The sequence below is a fragment of the Rahnella sp. WP5 genome (assembly GCF_000745615.1).
In the GTDB taxonomy this organism is placed as follows: Bacteria; Pseudomonadota; Gammaproteobacteria; order Enterobacterales; family Enterobacteriaceae; genus Rahnella; species Rahnella aceris.
The window spans coordinates 260,310-279,552 of record NZ_JQJR01000007.1 but is presented as its reverse complement, the minus strand read 5'-3'; the positions used below and the strand labels follow the sequence as shown (position 1 = coordinate 279,552).

Genomic DNA, 19,243 nt, shown 5'->3' with positions numbered 1-19,243 from the left:
CGATAGTTTTAAACGGCTGTGTCCAGCCACAACAACGCATCACCTGGCCCGACCGGACGGCCTTGCTGGCAACTGATTTTCAGCACGGTACCGGCGCACGGCGCGTTCACCGACAGTTCCATTTTCATGGCTTCGACGACGATCAACGGCTGGCCTTCTTCGACCTGCTGGCCCGGCTGTACCAGGATTTTCCAGACGTTGCCGTTAAGGTCAGCGCTGACTAAATGGCCGTCCTGATCCGCGTCGTCTTCCACTAACTGCACGGCATTGGCTGCCGCTTCCACCGCGGCGCTTTCAGCCTCATGCCAGTGCGCCACTTCGCGGGTAAAAGCGTCGGTTTGCCGGGTGCGGAAATCAGCAATGTCGGCGGCGTTGTCGGCGAGAAATTGCGTATAGTGCGCAAAATCAAATTCCGTCTCTTCGATGCGGATTTGCGCCCGTCCTTCGCGGAAGGCTTCGCGCTGAATGTCCAGCTCGGCTTCGGTGACTTCATAGAACCGCACCTGATCGAAGAAATGCAGCAGCCACGGCTCGCCGTTTTTGAACTGCTCGTTTTTCAGGAACTTGTTCCAGATCGGCAGCGTGCGCCCGACCAGCTGATAGCCGCCCGGCGAATCCATGCCATAAATGCACATGTACATGCCGCCGATACCGACCGTGCCTTCGGCGGTAAACGTGCGCGCCGGGTTGTATTTGGAGCTCAGCAGGCGATGGCGCGGATCGACCGGCACCGCGCACGGTGCGCCGAGATACACATCCCCCAGCCCGAGGATCAGATAGCTGGCGTCGAAAATGATGTTTTTCACGTCTTCACGGCTCGCCAGTCCGTTGGTGCGCTGGATGAAATCGACGTTATTCGGCAGCCACGGTGCTTCTGCGCGCACGGTTTGCTGATAGCGTTCGACCGCGCCGAGCGTGGCGGAATCTTCAAACGCCATCGGCATGTGCACGATACGGGTCGGGATTTTGAGCTGGCTGACATCGGCCAGGCTGTTTTCCAGCGTCAGTAAATGTTGCAGCAGCGCCGTCTGATGCAGCACGCGGCTGTCGTAGCGGATTTGCAGCGAACGCACGCCCGGCGACAGTTCCTCAATGCCCTGCTGACCGGCGGCTTTGATGGCGTTCATCAGCAGATAAATGCGCATGCGGACCGCCAGATCCAGCACGTTGTCGCCGTACTCAATCAGCACGTAGCCGTCGCCCGCCTGACGATATTCCACCGAAGGGCGTTCTGCCGTGGCCGGTAATGCCGCAAGAATGGTGGCTGATGCAGTGGTGTCCGGCAGCAGGGATGGCACCGGCAGCGCCATCGCGTTGACTGGCATCAGCGAATCGAGCGTGCCTTGTTGCGCCCGTTCCAGCGCCTGCGCCTGTTCAAAACTGATCGGATGGAAACGGATTTTATCGCCCGGTTTCACCTGTCCTACTTTCCACAGTTCGGCTTTGGCGATGGTTACCGGGCAGACGAAACCGCCGAGGCTTGGCCCGTCGCGGGTCAGAATCACCGGGAAATCGCCGGTGAAATTAATCGCGCCGATGGCGTATTCGCAGTCATGCACATTCGACGGATGCAGACCGGCTTCGCCGCCGTCCTGCCGCGCCCATTGCGGTTTCGGACCGACCAGCCGCACGCCGAGACGGTTGGAGTTGTAGTGCACCTGCCATTCTGCGGCGAAGAACGTATCGATGGCGTCTTTGGTGAAGAAATCCGGCGCACCGTGCGGCCCGTAAAGCACGCCGATATTCCAGATGTCGCCGTAAGGTGGCACGATATTTTCGGCTGCCTGCGGTAAACCGACCGGCGCGGGCGTGGTGCAGGCCGCGAGTTCCGGCTGTGAAACAGTCAACATATCGGCGACGCGCAGCGTGCGGCCCGCATGGCCGCCAAACTGCCCGAGTGCAAAGGTCGACCGGCTGCCGAGATACACCGGCACGTCGAAACCGTTACGCACGGCGAGATAGGTGCGGCAACCCTGCGTGGCGCGGCCAAGTGTCAGTGTCTGACCGGCTTTCACATCCACCGGCTGCCAGTAAGAAACAGCTTCGTCATCAAGCGTTGCCGGGCAGCGTGCGCCGGTCAGTGCGATAACGGCGTCGCAATGAAAGCGCAGTGTGGGTCCCTGCAACGTGAATTCCAGACCGGCGGCATCCGGATGATTGCCGACAATGCGGTTGGCGAGACGGAAGGCAAAATCGTCCATCGGGCCGGAAGGCGGCACGCCGATATCCCAGTAACCGAGACGTCCCGGATAATCCTGTACGCTGCTGTAAGTGCCGGGTGCGATCACTTCGATGGCGTTGGGCGAGTAGTCAAAACTGTCGAGCATGCGCGTCCACATTTCGCCGTTGCGGAAAACCGGCGTGGCGACGACCTGACGCAGATAATCAATGTTGGTGGCGATACCGTGCAGGCGGGTGGCGGCCAGCGCGACGGACATTTTCGCCAGCGCGTCCTGCCGGTCGGTGCCATGCACAATCAGCTTGGCGATCATCGGGTCGTAAAACGCCGACACTTCACTGCCGGTAGAGACCCAGCCATCGACGCGGACGTCTTCGGGGAAAAACACTTCGGTCAGCACGCCCGGACTTGGCTGGAAATTCTTCAGCGGATCTTCTGCGTAAATACGCACTTCCATCGACGCGCCCTGCGGGGCTTTTTCCATTGCTGGCCAGTCCGGCGATTCACCGGCGGCGACGTTCAGCATGCATTCGATCAAGTCCAGACCGGTGACCATTTCGGTGACCGGATGCTCAACCTGCAAACGGGTGTTTACTTCGAGAAAATAAAATTCGTCGCGCGCGGCGTCATAGATAAATTCAACCGTACCGGCGCTGCGGTAGTTCACCGATTCACCGAGCTGCACGGCGGCGCGATGCAATGCTTCGCGGCTGGCCTGCGGCAGATCCGGCGCAGGGGTTTCTTCCACCACTTTCTGATTGCGGCGTTGCAACGAACAGTCACGCTCGCCGAGGGCCACCACGCGGCCTTTGCCGTCGCCGAAAATCTGCACTTCAACGTGGCGGGCGCGATCGACGAAGCGTTCCAGAAACACACCGGCATCACGGAAAAACTGCTCGCCGAGACGTTTCACGCTGTCCCATGCGGCACGCAATGCCTCTTCGTTATCACAGCGCGTCAGACCAATGCCTCCGCCGCCTGCGGTGCTTTTCAGCATGATGGGATAACCAATTTCGGCGGCAGCTTTCACCGCGTCATCAATGCTGTCGAGCAAACCGGTGCCCGGCGTCATCGGCACATTCGCGGCACCGGCTAATTCGCGGGCGCGGTGCTTGAGGCCAAACTCGCGGATTTGTCCGGCGGTCGGGCCGATAAACGCAATGCCCGCTGCTTCGCAGGCATCGGCGAACTCTGCGCTTTCGGATAAAAAGCCGTACCCCGGATAAATTGCCTGCGCGTCGGTTTCTTTCGCGGCGGCCAGAATTTTGTCGATCATCAGGTAGCTTTCGCTGGCCTTTTCGCCGCCCAGCGCGATGGCGATATCCGCCTGTGTGACGTGCGGGGCATTGCGGTCGGCATCGGAATACACGGCGACGCTGGTGACGCCCAGACGTTTCAGCGTGCGGATCGCACGGCAGGCGATTTCGCCACGGTTAGCAATTAAAACGGTGGTAAACATGTGCGTTCCTCAGCTTTTTACCGGTGATGAATTCAGACTCTGGATGTAACTTCTCCAGCCGCCAAACGCGGTGATATCCGTGGCTCCGCCAGTCGCCCATGGCTCACAGATAAAGCCTTTCACGATGCGGCCATCGGCCAGTTCGAGAGAACCGATCCCCAGCGGTGCCGGGATTTCAGCGACGAATTCCCCAAAGCGCGCCAGCGGGATATCCCACAATTCGACGATAATTGCGCTGCCGCTCTCAGTCCGCACCAGCCCCGGCTTCGGCGGTTTAGTGTTGGCGAGGGCGAAGAGTTTGTAGGTGGCAGCAGTGGTGGTTTGTTCGACGCGTACCGCGTGGCGGCTGGTGAGCTGGAAATTCAGCGGCATGCCGGTCAGATGAGCGCCGACCACGGCAACGCGCACGCTGGCGGCACTGACCGGCGCGGATGTCATGAATTCTTCAGGTTTCATCGTAAGCCCGGTCGCGCCAAGCGGCAGGCTCAGGCTGCGCTGCCACTGACGGCCAAAACTGGCCAGTGCGTCGTCATGCCAGGCCGGAGCGATCAGCGTGATCCCGGCGGGCAGGCCGTCGGCGCGCAGGCTGCAAGGCAGCGCCAGCGCCGACAAATCCGCCAGATTAGTGAAGTTGGTGTAAATGCCGAACTGCGAGTTGTAGAGCACCGGTTCCCGAACCAGCTCTTCCTGGGTGCGGATGGTCGGCGACGTCGGCACTACCAGCGCGTCAAACCCTTCCAGTGCCAGATTAATTTTGCGTGCCAGCTCCGCCCGTAAATATTCGGCGCGCCAGGCATCGCAGGCGGTGTAGTTCAGGCCATTGGCGACAATCCCGCGTACGACCGGATCCATCGCTTCCGGGCTTTCTTCAAAAATTTCGCCGACCGCCACGGTGCGTTCCGCCACCCACGCGCCGTAATACAACTGCTCAGCCAGTTCGCGGAACGGCGTGAAATCAATCGTTTCCAGCGTGACGCCATGGTGGCGCAGGCGATCCAGCGCCTCACTGAAAGCGGCCTGTGCCAGATCGTCCCCAAAAAATTCCAGACGGTCAGGTATGGCGATGCGCGGTTGTGCGGAAAAAGCCACCGGCGCGGTATGCGGGTTTTTACGCGAATAGGCATCGGCGGCGTCATATCCGCCTGCGGCATGGGCCACGGTTTGGGCATCGGCGACGGTCAGGGCGAAAATCGAGACGGCATCGTTGAGGCGACAGGCCGGAACCACACCGGTATTCGACAGCCAGCCTTTGGTCGGTTTCAGCCCGACAACATTGTTAAAGCCCGCCGGAACGCGACCGGAACCGGCGGTGTCGGTGCCCAGCGAAAACGCCACCAGACCGCGGGCCAGAACGGAAGCCGAACCCGAGCTTGAGCCGCCACTGACGTAATCAGGATTGAACGTATTGCGCACCGCGCCGTACGGCGAGCGGGTGCCGACCAGGCCGGTGGCGAACTGATCGAGATTAGTTTTACCGATCACCACCGCGCCCTTGGCTTTCAGATTGGCGATGACGGTGGCATCCGCTTCTGCGGTATAAGCAAACGCAGGGCAGGCCGCCGTGGTCGGCCAGCCAGCGATATCCATATTGTCTTTAACGGCGAACGGCACGCCAAACAGCGGCAGGGCGCTCAGGGAGCCTTCAGCCTGATCGCGCAGGGTTTCAAGACGGGTGATTTGTGCTTCAAGCTGTTCTGCCGTGGCGAGATAAATCCAGGCATTGTCTGTGTCACTCAGGCTCCCCAACACCAGGGAAAGCGTAGTGCGCAGGCTGTCGGGCGCACTGCGGTAATGCTGCTGCCATTCCCGCAGGGTAAAACCGCGAAAAGGTGATGCGACTGTTTCTGAAGCTGAAGCCATATTGTGAATCCCATCTGGTATACAAGATTGAATTCATCTAAGCAAAGCCTGTGCCACATCATTATCTATTGATATTGTTGGGTTTATGTTTCGTTGTATGACCGGTCTGTATATTTGTTGCACCACGGACGGAATGCAACTGAACAAAAATGGGGCGAAAATTTGCGCTTTGTGCAGCCACCGTTCAAGGTAATTGCATTATTATTTTCGCAATAATGCTCAGGAAGGACATATCTTTAAGAGGCTGTCTTTCTGCAAAACTGTTTTTAGGAAACCCCTATTTAATGCAACTTCGTCATCTCTCTGAACGCCTGAAAAAGCTGTTACTGGCGCTGGTTCTGGTGATTATCACGCTTTTGGCTGTGCGTACTTATGACGCCTTACAAGGGCCGCCGCTTGAACCGTGGCACAAACTGGTGCCGGACGAACTGAGTACGGAGCAACTGGATAAGAGCGACTGGCAGGCGTATCTGCGCGCGGAGCAGCAGGCGTTTGTTGAAGTGAAGCAGCAGGTGACGGACAAACTCGACAGAGAAGATCGTATTCCGCTTAACCGCTATTACGATCGCAGCCCGATTTATCCCGAGCATTTTGCACAGGACTGGAACCGCTCTTATGAGCTGATGCCCGACGGTAAGCCAGCCGGTGCAGTGGTGCTGTTACACGGTCTGACCGATTCCCCTTACAGCCTGCGGCATATTGCGCAGGATTTTCGTCGCCGCGGATTTGTGGTTGTCGGTATCCGCCTGCCCGGTCATGGCACCGTGCCCGGCGGCCTGACGCGGGTGGACTGGGAACAGTGGCTGGCGGCAACGCGGCTGGCGGTACGTGAAGCGCGTCGCGCAGCCGGGACAGATGTACCGCTGCAACTGGTGGGTTTCTCCAACGGCGGGGCGCTGGCGATGAAATACACGCTGGATTCCCTTGATGACCCTGCGCTGGCGAAACCTTCGCGTGTGGTGCTGATTTCCCCGATGATTGGCGTGACCAGTTTTGCGCGCTTTGCCGGATATGCGGGCTGGCCGGCTATTTTCCCGGCCTTTGCCAAAACCGCCTGGCTGAACCTGATGCCGGAATTTAATCCGTTTAAATACAATTCTTTTCCGGTGAAAGCCGCCCGTCAGTCCTATCTGCTCACCCATGTTTTGCAGCAGCAGATCAGCAAGGATGCGCAATCCGGCAAGCTGGCGCAGTTGCCACCGCTGCTGGCGTTTCAGTCGGTTGTTGACTCCACCGTCAGTTCCCGTGCCGTGGTGACGGCGTTGTTTAATCAGCTTCCCGCCAATGGCAGCCAGCTGGTTCTGTTTGATATCAACCGCAGTGCCTATGTCGGCCCGCTGCTGCGTCCTTCCTCTGAAACAGCAGCAGAGCGCCTGTTGCCTGCGCCCCCGCGCGCTTATCAGACGACGGTTATCACCAATGCCTCGCCGGACGATGCCGCCGCTGTCGCGAAAACCACTGCGGCGGGGCAAAACAGCACGTCAGTTACGCCACTCGGCCTGAATTATCCGTCGGAATTCTATTCGCTGTCGCATGTTTCGCTGCCTTTTCCGACGGACGATTCGCTGTACGGGCGCAATCCGCAAGGTCCGGCGCAGTTTGGCATCCGGCTGGGAACACTGGCTGCCCGTGGAGAAAATGGCGCGCTGGTGGTGAGCATGGATCAACTGATGCGGGTTTCATCCAATCCGTTTTATCCGTATATGTTGCAGCGAATTGAAGGTTTCTGATTTCTGCTGATTAAATTCACGGAAATAGCTTGCGATAATATCGCGCACTATATATATTGGCGGCATGAACATGAAAACAGACAGCGACCCAACACAACACCGCATGCTGCATCTGGATCAACAGATGTGTTTCGCGCTTTACTCTGCGAATCTGGCACTGCATAAAGTTTACCGTAAGTTACTCGGGGAACTCGGGCTCACTTATCCGCAATATCTGGTGATGCTGGTGCTGTGGCAACGTGATGAAGTCACGGTGTCTGAAATCGGCGAAAAACTGTTTCTGGATTCGGCGACCTTAACGCCGCTGTTAAAGCGCCTTGAAGCGGCAGGTTTACTGGTGCGTCAGCGCGCCAAAGCAGATGAACGCCAGGTGATTATTTCCCTGACTGATGCGGGTAAGGCACTACGTGAAAAAGCACAGGACATTCCCGAAGCCATTGTGTGTGCGACGGAATGTGATATCGGCGAACTCGTGGCGCTGAAACAGCAGCTCGAAGTATTACGGGCTAAACTTCAGGATAAAGCGTAGCGCTGATTGTCTTAAGAGTGTTAACCAGACGAGTCCGAAGGTGCTTCTGCGGGTCGTCAGGTAAAGTTAATTAAGTAGTGTGCGATTAAATCGTTTGAAACTAATAAGTATTTATCACAGATAAGGAACGAAATATGTCTATTGAAAAAGTTGTGTATCGTGCTCATGCATCCGCTACCGGTGGCCGTGATGGCCGTGCGACTTCCGATGACGGCGTTCTTGACGTCAAACTGGGCGTACCAAAAGAGATGGGCGGCATGGGTGGCGGTACCAACCCTGAGCAACTGTTTGCCGCCGGTTATTCCGCGTGTTTCCTCGGCGCACTGAAAGCCGTGGCCGCGCAGGAAAAAATTAAGATCCCTGCTGACGCTAAAATCGAAGGTGTGGTAGGCATTGGTGCTATCCCGGGCGGCTATGGCATCGAAGTACAGCTGGATATTACCCTGCCGGGCTTTGAGCGCAGCGAAGCCGAAGTGCTGGTGGCGAAAGCGCATCAGGTTTGCCCGTACTCCAACGCGACCCGTGGCAATATCGACGTCACGCTGAACGTTAAATAATGTTCTGATACACAACGCCTTCACCAGGGGAATGTTGTGATGTATAAAAGCAAAAAATCTCAGGAGGCTTCGGCCTCCTTTTTGCATTACCAGCGCCTATCCACAGACCAACAGAAAATATTCGGAAAGAAAATACGACGTCGCTGCGCATGCGGAATAATCCAGAAAGCTGCATAAAACCGCATTCTCAGCATAATCTGTGAACCAGTCCGCCATAAACATGTCACAATGATTCCAAATCTTTCAAAATACGTTAGGAAAGTCACTTTTCATGAATAGAGTGAAGACTCTATCGCAGCAAAATATCTCTTTATTGTTAGCGATTTACATTGGCATTTTTCTGAATGTCTCTGTGTTCCAGCGCCGCTTTGCTGCATTGGTCAATCATTTCACGTCGGCTGAACTGGTTCAGGCCGTCACCGAAGTCTGTGCCATCGTCTTATTTACCTTCTTTGTTCTGCGCTTGCTCTCGCTGGGCGGGCGGCTGTTCTTCCGCATTATCGCCAGTTTGCTGGTGCTGATTTCCGTTGCCGCCAGTTATTACATGGTGATGTTCAACGTGGTGATCGGCTACGGCATCGTGGTGTCGGTGATGACCACCGATATCGATCTGAGCAAAGAGATCATTGGTTATCATCTGTTTATCTGGATGGCGCTGGTCAGCGCGGTACCGCTGTTCCTCATCTGGAAAAATAATCTGCGTCTGACGTTGATCGAACAAATGAAAACGCCGGGGCAGCGTGTGCTGCCTTTAGCGGTGCTGCTGGCGGCGGCATTGCTGGTGTGGTTGCCGCTGCGTTCTCTGGATCACGCGCAGAGTGTGAATGAGAAGAAAACTAACGTCGATTTACCAAGCTACGGCGGTGTTGTCGCGCACTCCTATCTGCCGTCTAACTGGCTGGCTGCACTGGGTTTGTATGCCTATACGCAGGTGGATGAAAGTCAGGATGCCGGTAATTACTTTGATCCGGCGAAGAACTTCACTTACGTTGCACCTGCTGACATCGACGATACCTACGTGGTGTTTATCATCGGTGAAACCACCCGCTGGGATCATATGGGGATTTTGGGCTACGAGCGGGATACCACGCCGCGCCTGTCCAAAGAGAAGAACCTGGTGGCGTTTCGCGGGACATCCTGCGATACGGCCACCAAGTTGTCACTGCGTTGTATGTTCGTGCGTGAAGGCGGTACGGCGGATAATCCGCAGCGTACGCTGAAAGAACAGAATATTTTTGCGGTGATGAAATCACTGGGCTTCACCTCAGAGCTGTTCGCGATGCAAAGCGAGCTGTGGTTCTACAATAATGCTGACACCAATAACTTCTCTTTCCGCGAAATTATCGCCTCGGAAAAACGTAACGATGGCAAACCTGTTGATGACATGTTGCTGGTCAATGAGTTACAGGAGTCGCTGAAGAATCATCCGAAAGGTAAGCATCTGGTGATCCTGCATACCAAAGGCTCGCACTATCTGTATTCCCAGCGTTATCCGCGCAGTTACGCCCGCTATACCCCGGAATGTAAGAGCAACACCTGCACCAAAGCGGAACTGATTAATGCCTTCGATAACAGCGTGTTGTACACCGACACCTTTATTGACAGCGTGATTGATCAGTTGCGTGATAAGAAAGCGCTGGTGTTTTACGCTTCCGATCACGGCGAATCTATCGATGAGAACTCGCATCTGCACGGTACGCCGCGCGAGATGGCACCACCGGAGCAGTTCCGCGTGCCGATGATGGTGTGGGCTTCTGACAGTTTCCTCGAACAACCGGACCACAAGCTGGCGTTTGAGCAGTTGCAGGCGCAGCAGCGGGTCGGTGCGAAGAAACGTCACGTTGAGTTATTCGACTCGATTTTAGGCTGTCTGGGTTATACGTCGCCGGACGGTGGTATTAATCCGGCGAATAACTGGTGTGCAAAACCGCAGACAGAACAGAAGCTGTAGGTTATTTTGGCGACGTATCGGATAATTTATGGGCAGTCAGTTCGGATGTTATAAAAAGCCGTTGACGCTCTGAGGGGGTCGCAGTAAGATGCGCCCCATTCGGCGAGTAGCGCAGCTTGGTAGCGCAACTGGTTTGGGACCAGTGGGTCGGAGGTTCGAATCCTCTCTCGCCGACCACATTTGAAAAACCTGCTTTTAAAGCAGGTTTTTTTTCGTCTGTAGTAAAAGAGGATGAGAACCTCCGAAGGAGGTTTGAGCCGAGCGAAGCGAGACCACGTTGCTTTAGCAACGGCCCGCAGGGCAAGCATCGAAGATGCGTGTCATCCTCTCTCGCCGACCACATTTGAAAAACCTGCTTTTTAAAGCAGGTTTTTTTTCGTCTATAAAAAGCCCGTGGCCTTCTGGTTGCGGGCTTTTTGCTTTGTGGCGTGTATGAGGGAGACTAAGGGAATTCTTCCGCCGCTACCTTCCCTGACGCCTCGCAAAGTGCCTGCCAGTTGTCTGGCGGTTCACCGCTTTTCAACATCTTGCGAAACATCCGGTATGCGTCTGTTTTGCTTTCGTAGGCGCGTAATTCTTTATCATCATTCACCCAGGCGTAAATAATGATCCGGCTTTTCAGGTTGTAGCGGAAAAACAAACGGTACTGCTGGAAGAATTTTGCCCTGAACCAGTGTGAGAATTCCCCACCTAACGTATCGCCCTGACGGAATTCAACACGCGCCGGATCCTGCGGGATAACGTCAAACATCAGCTTATTGATCGCAGCCAGCCGTTTGGTGGCGTTCTTACTTTTATAGCCCGCCGGATCTTTGCGGCGCAGTAAAACAACCTGATCAGTGAGTGCCTGTATTTGTTGCAGGATCAGAGGATGAGCGAGAAGGGTCCATCCGTTAATCTCCATGGCCTGATTGTGCATAATCCTTTACTCGTCATCGTCAGAAAGCGGGCTCTCAAGATCGATAGCCATCCCGGCGGTCAGTACATTGATTTTTTCATGCAGGGATAATGTTACCGGCTGCATATTTTCCGGGTTATTGAGCATATCTTTTGCCACAAAACCGAGAAAGGCACTGATAACAGGGTCTTCCGCTTCTTCGAGTTGCCTCGAAATAACCACCTGTCCGTCTGGCAAAATCTTGTACTGGATCCGATCATTTTCGGTGAGATTTAATGCCTTACGGATAGTGGCCGGAATGGTGGTCTGGAAGCGGCGGGTGACTTTGGATTCGGCTTCGAATTTTATTCCCCATAGTGCCGAGGCTGACATAATGAGACTCCATAATGATGCTTATTTGAGCAATTTTGTCAGCGTAATGCATTTGCATTGCCAATGCAAATGCATTGCTTTTTACTTCATCATCTTCAAATCGCCTTTGCGGTGATTTTTATGATCCTGATAGAAATTCTCATGCGAATCCAGGCTCAGAAGATACAGTTCAATTTTCTCTTCACGCCAGCAATAACCCAGCAAAGCTTGCTGCTTTTCCAGCGGAAATTTATGCACCCTCAGGTAACTGAGATCGCCTTTCTTAAGTTCCCCGAGCCGCGGGTCATCCTGTATGCGTTCAATTTCATCTTCGACGATAATTTGCTGTGATAAAGGCAATCGTCCAAAAGCTTTGGTAAAGCGATGAGATTCAAATGTATCAATCCTTTGACCGCTCAGTCCTTCTGACATAGCGCGTTACCTTGTTGTTATCTGTCTCGCTTTTGGCCAATAACGTTTCCACAATAAACCGGTACGTCAGATCAGGGTTATCCTCGGCGATCCTGCCGATTTTTGCCCAGTGTTCGATCTGCTTGGGAATGCTCCGGTGGGAGGCTTCCGCATGTATTTTTACATCATTCACAAAATCATCATCTAAGCGAATACTGGTTGCCATGGTTTACCTCTGGTCGTTTTCTATACCCGATAGCAGGGTGCGCCATAAAATTGCGTAATGCAACAAATTGTCGCGGACAACCATTCCGTTTTTTCTTCCCTGAGCCGCGAGAATAGGCGTTGTCACATACGTAAGAAAGGGGCATTTTCGCGGGTTTTTCATTCCTGCGAGGCATCACGTAAAAATGTCCGGCACGCCATTTTTCTTGCACTCAACCCTGCGCACCGTCCCGCAAAGATTCACCCAACAACGGGGCTAAAAAACCTAAATCCTCCTGCTCCTCAAGCCGGTTGAGCTGACGAAAAAGGTCGCTGGCATTGCTCATCGTGGTGCAACAATCAGTGAATTTTCGCAGTCTGTCGGCGTCACTGAACGGCTCGCTGTTGCTGCCTTTCGCCAGTTTGCGGCCTGCCTGTAACGTGCGGCCATCGCGCAGGGTAAGTGTCACTTCATGTGCCAGGCGATCGCCCGGCGGTGTTTCTGCTTCCTGTTCCGGCGTATAGCAGCGCAGGGATATGCGCGCCAGACGTGCCGGTTCAGTGAGTTCTGCGACCCGCGCTGGCGTGAAATCAGCGACGCTCAGCGAGCCGTTGCGCAGCCAGGTATCGACGCAGTATTGCATCGAAAAGCGCGCCTGCATTTCATTGACCGGCAGCGGATACGCCAGATTGCGCAGATTGGCGATGCCAACCAGCGTATCAACGGTCAGCACGTCATCATCACTGAAATCATGCTGCGCACGCAGGTCGTCCAGGGCGTCGATAATCATGTGCGTCGAGCCGCAGCACGGGTGACGTTTGGGCATCACGCCGGTGGTTTCTATGACGTGAAGATGGGTGCCCAAAATAGCCGGAATATTCCAGCCCGGCGGCGTCAGGCCGCCAAACATTTCCAGAAAGCCCTGCGGCGCGTCCAGAATATCAATGCGTCCCTGCATGTGTTGTCGGGCAAAATTCGCCGCGTCAACTGCATTACGGGCAGCCCATCCTGCGTGCAGCGGTTTGATCGGCGTGCCGAACTGACCTTTGGTGCCGGAGGCAAAACTGACGGCATTGCTTAACGCTCTGGCGATACCTGCCTGATCTAATCCCATCAGCCAGGCGACACCTGCCGCACTGCCGATGCAGCCGACGGTCGAGGTGCCGTGCCAGCCTGCGGTGTAATGTGATGGCGAGACGCCGGAACCGACAAACGCCTGCGCCTGCAAACCGATCAGATAGGCTTTCACCAGTTGTTCGCCGCTGGCGCGGATATCATCAGCGACCGCCAGCAGCGCCGGAACCAGCACCGCAGACGCATGGCTCATGCCCGGCGCGAAGTTGTCGTCATAATCGATGGCGTGCGCGGCCGTGCCGTTGACCATCGCGGCGATGGCCGCAGGTGCGCGTCCGCCACCGGCTAAACGGCAACGGGCTTGCGGGGTAAAATAGCTTTCGCTGGCGGCACGCACGGCACGACTGGAGAAATCATCCTGTCCGGCGTACATGCAGGCCAGCGTATCGGTGATCGCTTCCCGGGCTTTGCGGCGCGCGGTGGTGCTGAAATCAGGCTGGCTGCAACACCAGCGGGCAATGGCTTCAATCACATTCATGATGTTTCCTTCAACGGCTTCAGTGGCGGCTGGCAGCAAGAAATTGTTGGGTATACGGCTCGCGGGCCGCGCCGCTGCGGATTTCGGCGGCGGTCAGTTCTTCCAGCAGTTTTCCCTGATGCATGATGGCGACGCGGTCGCACAGGTGCGCGACCACCGCCAGATCATGCGTCACCATCAGGTAAGTCAGGTTGCGTTCACGGCGCAGTTTTTTCAGCAGATTGAGGATTTCCGCCTGCACTGACACGTCCAGCGCCGAAGTCGGTTCGTCGAGCAGCAATACCTGCGGTTCGATGATCAGCGCCCGTGCCAGCGCCACGCGCTGACGCTGGCCGCCGGAAAGCTGATGCGGATAGCGGTAACGAAAGGCATCGCTCAGGCCAAGCGCATTCAGCACGTCGCTGATGCGTGCTTCCCGCCGGTCCATGCCGTGGATCACCAGCGGTTCCAGCAGCGTGTGGTAGACCATTTTGCGCGGATGCAGCGAGGCATACGGATCCTGAAACACCATTTGTACCTGCCGGTAATAGTCTTTATTGCGCACCGGATGTTGTTCGCGGTTCTGATACAAAATCGCGCCGCTGTAACGGGTGTTCTGGCCGGTCAGCGTGCGCAGAATGGTCGATTTTCCGCAGCCTGACTCGCCAATCAGCCCGTAACTTTCACCTCTGGCGATGTGCATTGTGACGCTATCGACCACGGTTTTGCTGTGAGTGCCTTTGCCGAAAGCGATGCTCAGATCGACGGTTTCGAGCATCCGGTCAGCGGTCAGCGGCGGCGTGGGATTCATGAAAGTGGTCATCAGCAGGCTTCTCCGTAGCGGTATACCGGGCCGGTCAGCCACGCCGGGTCGCGTGCAGGAATAGCGAGCATGTCCACCGGATGCTGTAAATCCGGCTGACTGGCGAGCAGGGCGCGGGTGTAAGGATGTCTGGCGTTATGCAGTTGATCTGCCGAAATTTCTTCGAGAATACGTCCGGCGTACATCACCAGTGCGCGGTCGCAGAAACTCGACACCAGCCCGAGATCGTGGGTAATAAACAGCAGGCCGGTTTTGCGCCGTGCCAGCAACGCGTCCAGTACGCTCAGCACCTGCTGACGCACCGTGACGTCCAGCGCCGACGTGGGTTCGTCGGCGATAATCAAATCGGGTTCAGGGATCAGCATCATGGCGATCATGATGCGCTGCCCCATGCCGCCGGAAATCTCGTGCGGATACAGGTCAAACACCCGCTCCGGGTCACGGATATTCACCGCTTCCAGCATCGCCAGTGCTTTCACGCGGGCTTCTTTTTCACTGACATGAAAGTGAATGCGGTATGCCTCATTAATCTGATGACCGACGCGCATCAGCGGATTCAGCGAGAATTTCGGGTCCTGCATAATCATGGAAATCCGTTTGCCGCGGATTTTGCGCATCTGGCGCTCGCCGGTACTGAGCAGGTCGATATCGCCAAACTGCATGCGGTCGGCGCTGACGCTGGCACCCTGCGGCGTCAGTTTCAGCAGTGAACGGCCGGTGAGCGATTTACCGGAACCGGATTCGCCGACAATCGCCACTTTTTCACGGCCAACCGAGAAGGAGATACCGCGCACCGCGTGGTTTTCCTGCCGGTGGCCTTTGAACGTAATGTTCAGGTTTTGCACATCAAGCAATGTTTCAGTCATGGCGCAGATCCAGTACGTCGCGCAGGCCGTCACCGAACAGGTTGAACGCCAGGCTGGTGAAAAGAATCGACAGGCCGGGAATGGCGGCAATCGTCCAGTGAGTCATCATGAACTGGCGGCCGGAAGAGAGCATCGCGCCCCATTCCGGACTGGGTGCCTGTGCCCCGAGGCCGAGAAATCCGAGGCCGGAGGCGGTCAGGATAATCCCCGCCATATTCAGCGTCAGGCGCACCACCACCGAAGGCAGACACATCGGAATGATGTGGCGCAGGATGATGCGCATCTGCGACGCGCCCTGCAAACGCACGGCGGCGACGTAATCCATTTTGCGGATAGACAAGGCTTCGGCGCGTGCCAGACGGGCAATCGGCGGCCAGGCGGAAAGTGAAATCGCGATAATCGCATTCTCGATACCCGGGCCGAGTGCGGCGACAAATCCCAGCGCCAGAATCAGACTCGGGAACGCCAGAAAGATATCGACGATGCGCATCAGAATGGTGTCCGTCCAGCCGCCAACGGTGCCCGCCAGCGTGCCGACCAGTAATCCGAGCGGACCGACAATCAGCGCCGTCAGGCCGGTGATGTAGAGCGTGATACGCGCGCCATAAATCAGGCGGCTGTAAATATCGCGCCCGAGTTCGTCGGTCCCCAGCCAGTATTCGCGGCTCACCGGCGCCAGACGCAGTTGCAGGTTTTGCGCGTAAATATCGTGTGTCGCCAGCCACGGCGCGAAAATCGCCACTGTGACGATAAACAGGATGACGATCAGCCCGAACAGCGCCGAAGTATTACGGCGAAAGCGCCGCCACTGATTCAGGCTTTGCTGCACACGCGCCTGCCACGGTGTGGCCGGAACCGGCGCGTCGAGCCATGCCCGCAGGGAAAACGCCGGGCGCGAAGTGAGATGAGGTTTAGCGGAGTCGGTCATGATTGCTCCTGACGGGTTCGCGGATCAAAGATGCGGTAAAGCAGGTCGCAGATAAGGTTCAGCGCCACAAAAATCACGCCGATCAGTAACGAGCAACCCACCACGGCGTTCATGTCGCCCGCCAGCATGGCGTTGGTGAGATAGCGGCCAAAACCCGGCCAGGCGAATACCGTTTCGGTCAGCACCGCGCCTTCGAGTAAAAAGGCGTAAGACAGCGCGACGACCGTCACCACCTGCACTGCCACATTACGAAAGGCGTGGATCCACACACTGCGTGCCCATGACAACCCTTTCACCCGGGCGGTGATCACATATTCCTGTCCGAGTTGTTCAATCATAAAGCTGCGGGTCATGCGGCTGATGTACGACAGCCCGCTGAGGCCAAGAATCGATGCCGGTAAAATCAGGTGGCTGAACACGTTGCGAAATGCCTCCCAGTTTCCGGTCAGCGCGGTGTCGATGAGATAAAATCCGGTGACTTTCTGCACGTCGAATTCATACATAAAGTCGATACGCCCCGGCCCGCCGATCCAGCCGAGTCCGGCGTAAAACAATACCAGCCCCATCAGCCCCAGCCAGAAATTCGGCGCGGAATGGCCGAGCAGGCCGATAAAGCGGATGCAGTGATCAAACCAGGTATTGCGGTACATCGCCGATAACACACCTGCCGGAATGCCCAGACAGGTGGCGATCAGTGCCGCCAGCGTCGCCAGTTCCAGCGTGGCCGGAAACACGCGGGCAATGTCAGTGGTGACCGGATTGCCGGTGGTCAGTGCGTTACCGAAATCCAGCATCGCGACGTTTTTCAGGTAGATCAGAAACTGTTCCCACAGCGGTTTGTCCAGCCCGAGCAGGTGATACATCTTCTGATAGGCTTCCTGACTGGCGTTATCGCCGAGCACTGATACCACCGGGTCAATCGGCAGCAAGCGCCCGATAAAAAAGGTCAGCGCCGCCAGCCCCAGTAACGTGCAGAACACGGAAACCAGCAATTTACTCAGCCGGGCGGCGCTTTCGCGCAGCCGCAGCCAGAGAGGTTCAGCATGCGCTATGCCTGCTGTGGTCGGATCGAGGTGCGACATCGGGCGCTCCTTGGTTTTTTATGGAAGGCTTATTTGGATGCCAGTGCGTAATAAACGCGGAAGCCGTTCCACGTCCAGTCTTTGACCTGTCTGGTCAGCCCGGCGGTGTTGTACATCTGGAACATGATCGCCATCGGGCCTTGCTGCATCTGCTCTTCCTGCAAGGTGTGATAGAGGGCAATACGTTTTTGCTCATCCGGTTCGAGCAGCGCTTCGGTGACTTTTTTATTCATCGCCGGATCGAAATACGAAGCACGCCAGCTCGGATACTGGGTTTTCTTGGCTTCTTTGCTGTTGTCCGGGTTGTAGACCAGACGCGAGGCGTTACCGTGCGCATCCGGCACCGAGGTCTGCCATGCCATCATGGCGCTCTGGAATTCACGCCCGCGCACGCGGCTGAATAACTGGGCATTGGCCATGCTTTCGATGGAGAGTTTTACGCCGATTTTCGAGGCATTTTCCTGCGTGCTCTGGGCGATAGGCGCCGAGTGCGGCAGGGTGCCGATGATCAGTTTGGCGGAGAATCCGTCGGGATAACCGGCTTCGGTCAGCAACTGTTTGGCTTTCGCCAGATCCAGTTTGAACGGCTGTCCGGCATCTTTATCCAGCGCACCAAAGGCGCCGAGCTGGGCGAAACTGGCGCGCGGCACACCGAGATACGGCATCACGGTGGAAGCCAGCCCCTGATAATCAATCAGATAACGCATCGCGAGGCGCACTTTCGGGTTTTTGAAAATCGGGTCTTCACTGTTAAAGGTCCAGAAGAACAATTGCGGCTTGAGGACTTTCTCCACCTTCACCTGACCGCCTTTGTCCAGATCACGTAAATCGTCCGGCGCCAGGTCACGGGCGATATCCACATCACCCTGCGTCAGCAACAGGCGCTGCGTACCGGTTTCCGCAACGTGGCGGATCAGGATGCGTTGCAGTTTCGGTTTCTCGCCCCAGTAATCTTTATTCGCCTGCAACACCACGCCTTCACCGGCATTCCAGCGCATCAGCTGATAGGCACCGACGCAGGCGGTGTGCGTGGTCAGGTATTTGTTGCCCATGTCGTCGCCAACGGCATTTTTCTCCACCAGCGCCTGATCCAGCGTGGTCGACACGTTATTGGCGGCGATAGCCTGTAAGACCAGATTGGTCGGGTACGGCTGGTCGAATTTCATCACCAGCGTGTTGTCGTCGGGCGCGGTAATGCGTTCTTTGACGTTATCTTTGGTAAAGCCATATTCAGTCAGGGTGGCGGAATTGCCGAAACCGAGCAGCACCACGCGCTGCAACGACCAGGCGACGTCTTTCGCCGTGGCTTTATTGCCGGACGGGAACGTCATGCCGGTATTGAGATGGAAGGTGATTTGTTTGCGATCCGGCGAGATATCCCAGCTTTTTGCCAGGCGCGGAATAACGTGGGATTCGTCTTTCGGATCGAAATCCACCAGCGTGTCGCAGGTGTTTTTGATGATTTCATTAGTGACCACTTCGCCGATCTGCGCCGGGTCAAAGGTGCTGATTGCGTCAATATTCCATGCCATCACCAGCGAATCCGCAGGCGTCGCGGCCTGTGCAGCCGTACTTCCCCATGTGAGACCAATCATTGTGGCGAGGATTTTTGTTCTGGTGTTGAGCATAAATCGGGTTCCTTTGATTAAAAAAAAACGAGCGTAAAATAGTGAATCTCTGTCAGCCCCTTTCGCAGAAAGAGAAGGCGTATTCGGTCAACTCCCTCCCCTGCGAAGGGGAGGGTTGGGGTGGGGTATTAATGGCGTCGCCGGAGTTGCCTGCTAAACCCCCTCCCGGCCTCCCCCTTCGCAGGGGGAGGAGCA

At 56.2% G+C, this 19,243-nt stretch carries 16 protein-coding genes, 1 tRNA gene and 1 other RNA gene; 6 read left to right on the top strand and 12 right to left on the bottom strand.

Annotated elements, in window-relative coordinates; genetic code table 11:
* Positions 1-8 precede the first annotated feature (8 nt).
* Positions 9-3,638 (bottom strand): urea carboxylase, encoded by a 3,630-nt coding sequence (gene uca / locus EX31_RS05610; RefSeq protein ID WP_037033830.1) that lies wholly within the window; start codon positions 3,636-3,638, stop codon positions 9-11.
* Positions 3,639-3,647: 9 nt separating this feature from the next.
* Positions 3,648-5,498, bottom strand: a complete 1,851-nt coding sequence (atzF, locus tag EX31_RS05605) for an allophanate hydrolase (protein ID WP_037033829.1) — start codon at positions 5,496-5,498, stop codon at positions 3,648-3,650.
* Positions 5,499-5,782: 284 nt separating this feature from the next.
* Between atzF and EX31_RS05600 the strand changes: the two genes are divergently transcribed.
* From EX31_RS05600 to EX31_RS25160, 6 genes are all read left to right on the top strand, one after another.
* Positions 5,783-7,228, top strand: a complete 1,446-nt coding sequence (locus EX31_RS05600) for an alpha/beta hydrolase (RefSeq protein WP_037033828.1) — start codon at positions 5,783-5,785, stop codon at positions 7,226-7,228.
* A gap of 70 nt (positions 7,229-7,298) precedes the next feature.
* Positions 7,299-7,757: a MarR family winged helix-turn-helix transcriptional regulator gene (locus EX31_RS05595; RefSeq protein ID WP_013573431.1), complete on the top strand. Its 459-nt coding sequence runs from the start codon at positions 7,299-7,301 to the stop codon at positions 7,755-7,757.
* A gap of 134 nt (positions 7,758-7,891) precedes the next feature.
* Complete coding sequence (locus tag EX31_RS05590) at positions 7,892-8,314, top strand: organic hydroperoxide resistance protein (RefSeq protein ID WP_037033827.1); 423 nt, start codon at positions 7,892-7,894, stop codon at positions 8,312-8,314.
* A 271-nt stretch (positions 8,315-8,585) separates the two neighbouring features.
* Positions 8,586-10,265, top strand: a complete 1,680-nt coding sequence (gene eptB, locus EX31_RS05585; protein WP_037033825.1) for a kdo(2)-lipid A phosphoethanolamine 7''-transferase — start codon at positions 8,586-8,588, stop codon at positions 10,263-10,265.
* Positions 10,266-10,365: 100 nt separating this feature from the next.
* A tRNA-Pro gene (locus EX31_RS05580) sits at positions 10,366-10,442 on the top strand.
* 33 nt (positions 10,443-10,475) lie between these two features.
* A non-coding RNA gene (locus EX31_RS25160) (RtT sRNA) lies at positions 10,476-10,605 on the top strand.
* 102 nt (positions 10,606-10,707) lie between these two features.
* Here the strand turns inward: EX31_RS25160 and EX31_RS05575 are convergent.
* The 10 genes from EX31_RS05575 to EX31_RS05530 form a co-directional block, all read right to left on the bottom strand.
* Positions 10,708-11,184, bottom strand: coding sequence for a type II toxin-antitoxin system YhaV family toxin (locus tag EX31_RS05575; RefSeq protein ID WP_037033823.1), 477 nt, complete (start codon positions 11,182-11,184; stop codon positions 10,708-10,710).
* Positions 11,185-11,190: 6 nt separating this feature from the next.
* A complete protein-coding gene (locus EX31_RS05570; RefSeq protein WP_013573435.1) occupies positions 11,191-11,535 on the bottom strand; it encodes a type II toxin-antitoxin system PrlF family antitoxin in 345 nt (114 codons plus the stop codon).
* An 81-nt stretch (positions 11,536-11,616) separates the two neighbouring features.
* Complete coding sequence (locus tag EX31_RS05565) at positions 11,617-11,946, bottom strand: type II toxin-antitoxin system RelE/ParE family toxin (RefSeq protein ID WP_037033821.1); 330 nt, start codon at positions 11,944-11,946, stop codon at positions 11,617-11,619.
* Positions 11,915-12,151 (bottom strand): ParD-like family protein, encoded by a 237-nt coding sequence (locus tag EX31_RS05560; RefSeq protein ID WP_037033819.1) that lies wholly within the window; start codon positions 12,149-12,151, stop codon positions 11,915-11,917. The genes EX31_RS05565 and EX31_RS05560 overlap by 32 nt, the downstream gene beginning before the upstream one ends.
* Before the next feature lie 211 nt (positions 12,152-12,362).
* Entirely contained in the window at positions 12,363-13,742 is a 1,380-nt protein-coding gene (locus tag EX31_RS05555; RefSeq protein ID WP_037033817.1) for an MmgE/PrpD family protein, read from the bottom strand.
* A 19-nt stretch (positions 13,743-13,761) separates the two neighbouring features.
* Positions 13,762-14,544, bottom strand: coding sequence for an ABC transporter ATP-binding protein (locus tag EX31_RS05550; protein ID WP_014411455.1), 783 nt, complete (start codon positions 14,542-14,544; stop codon positions 13,762-13,764).
* The gene (locus EX31_RS05545; protein ID WP_014411456.1) at positions 14,544-15,410 is read right to left on the bottom strand and encodes an ABC transporter ATP-binding protein; all 867 of its coding nucleotides are present in this window, start codon (positions 15,408-15,410) and stop codon (positions 14,544-14,546) included. The genes EX31_RS05550 and EX31_RS05545 overlap by 1 nt, the downstream gene beginning before the upstream one ends.
* Positions 15,403-16,338: an ABC transporter permease gene (locus EX31_RS05540; RefSeq protein WP_037033816.1), complete on the bottom strand. Its 936-nt coding sequence runs from the start codon at positions 16,336-16,338 to the stop codon at positions 15,403-15,405. The genes EX31_RS05545 and EX31_RS05540 overlap by 8 nt, the downstream gene beginning before the upstream one ends.
* Positions 16,335-17,420 (bottom strand): ABC transporter permease, encoded by a 1,086-nt coding sequence (locus EX31_RS05535; protein ID WP_037033815.1) that lies wholly within the window; start codon positions 17,418-17,420, stop codon positions 16,335-16,337. The genes EX31_RS05540 and EX31_RS05535 overlap by 4 nt, the downstream gene beginning before the upstream one ends.
* A gap of 29 nt (positions 17,421-17,449) precedes the next feature.
* Positions 17,450-19,048 carry an ABC transporter substrate-binding protein gene (locus tag EX31_RS05530; RefSeq protein WP_037033814.1) on the bottom strand — a complete coding sequence of 533 codons (1,599 nt, stop codon included), beginning with the start codon at positions 19,046-19,048 and terminating at the stop codon, positions 17,450-17,452.
* Positions 19,049-19,243 lie beyond the last annotated feature (195 nt).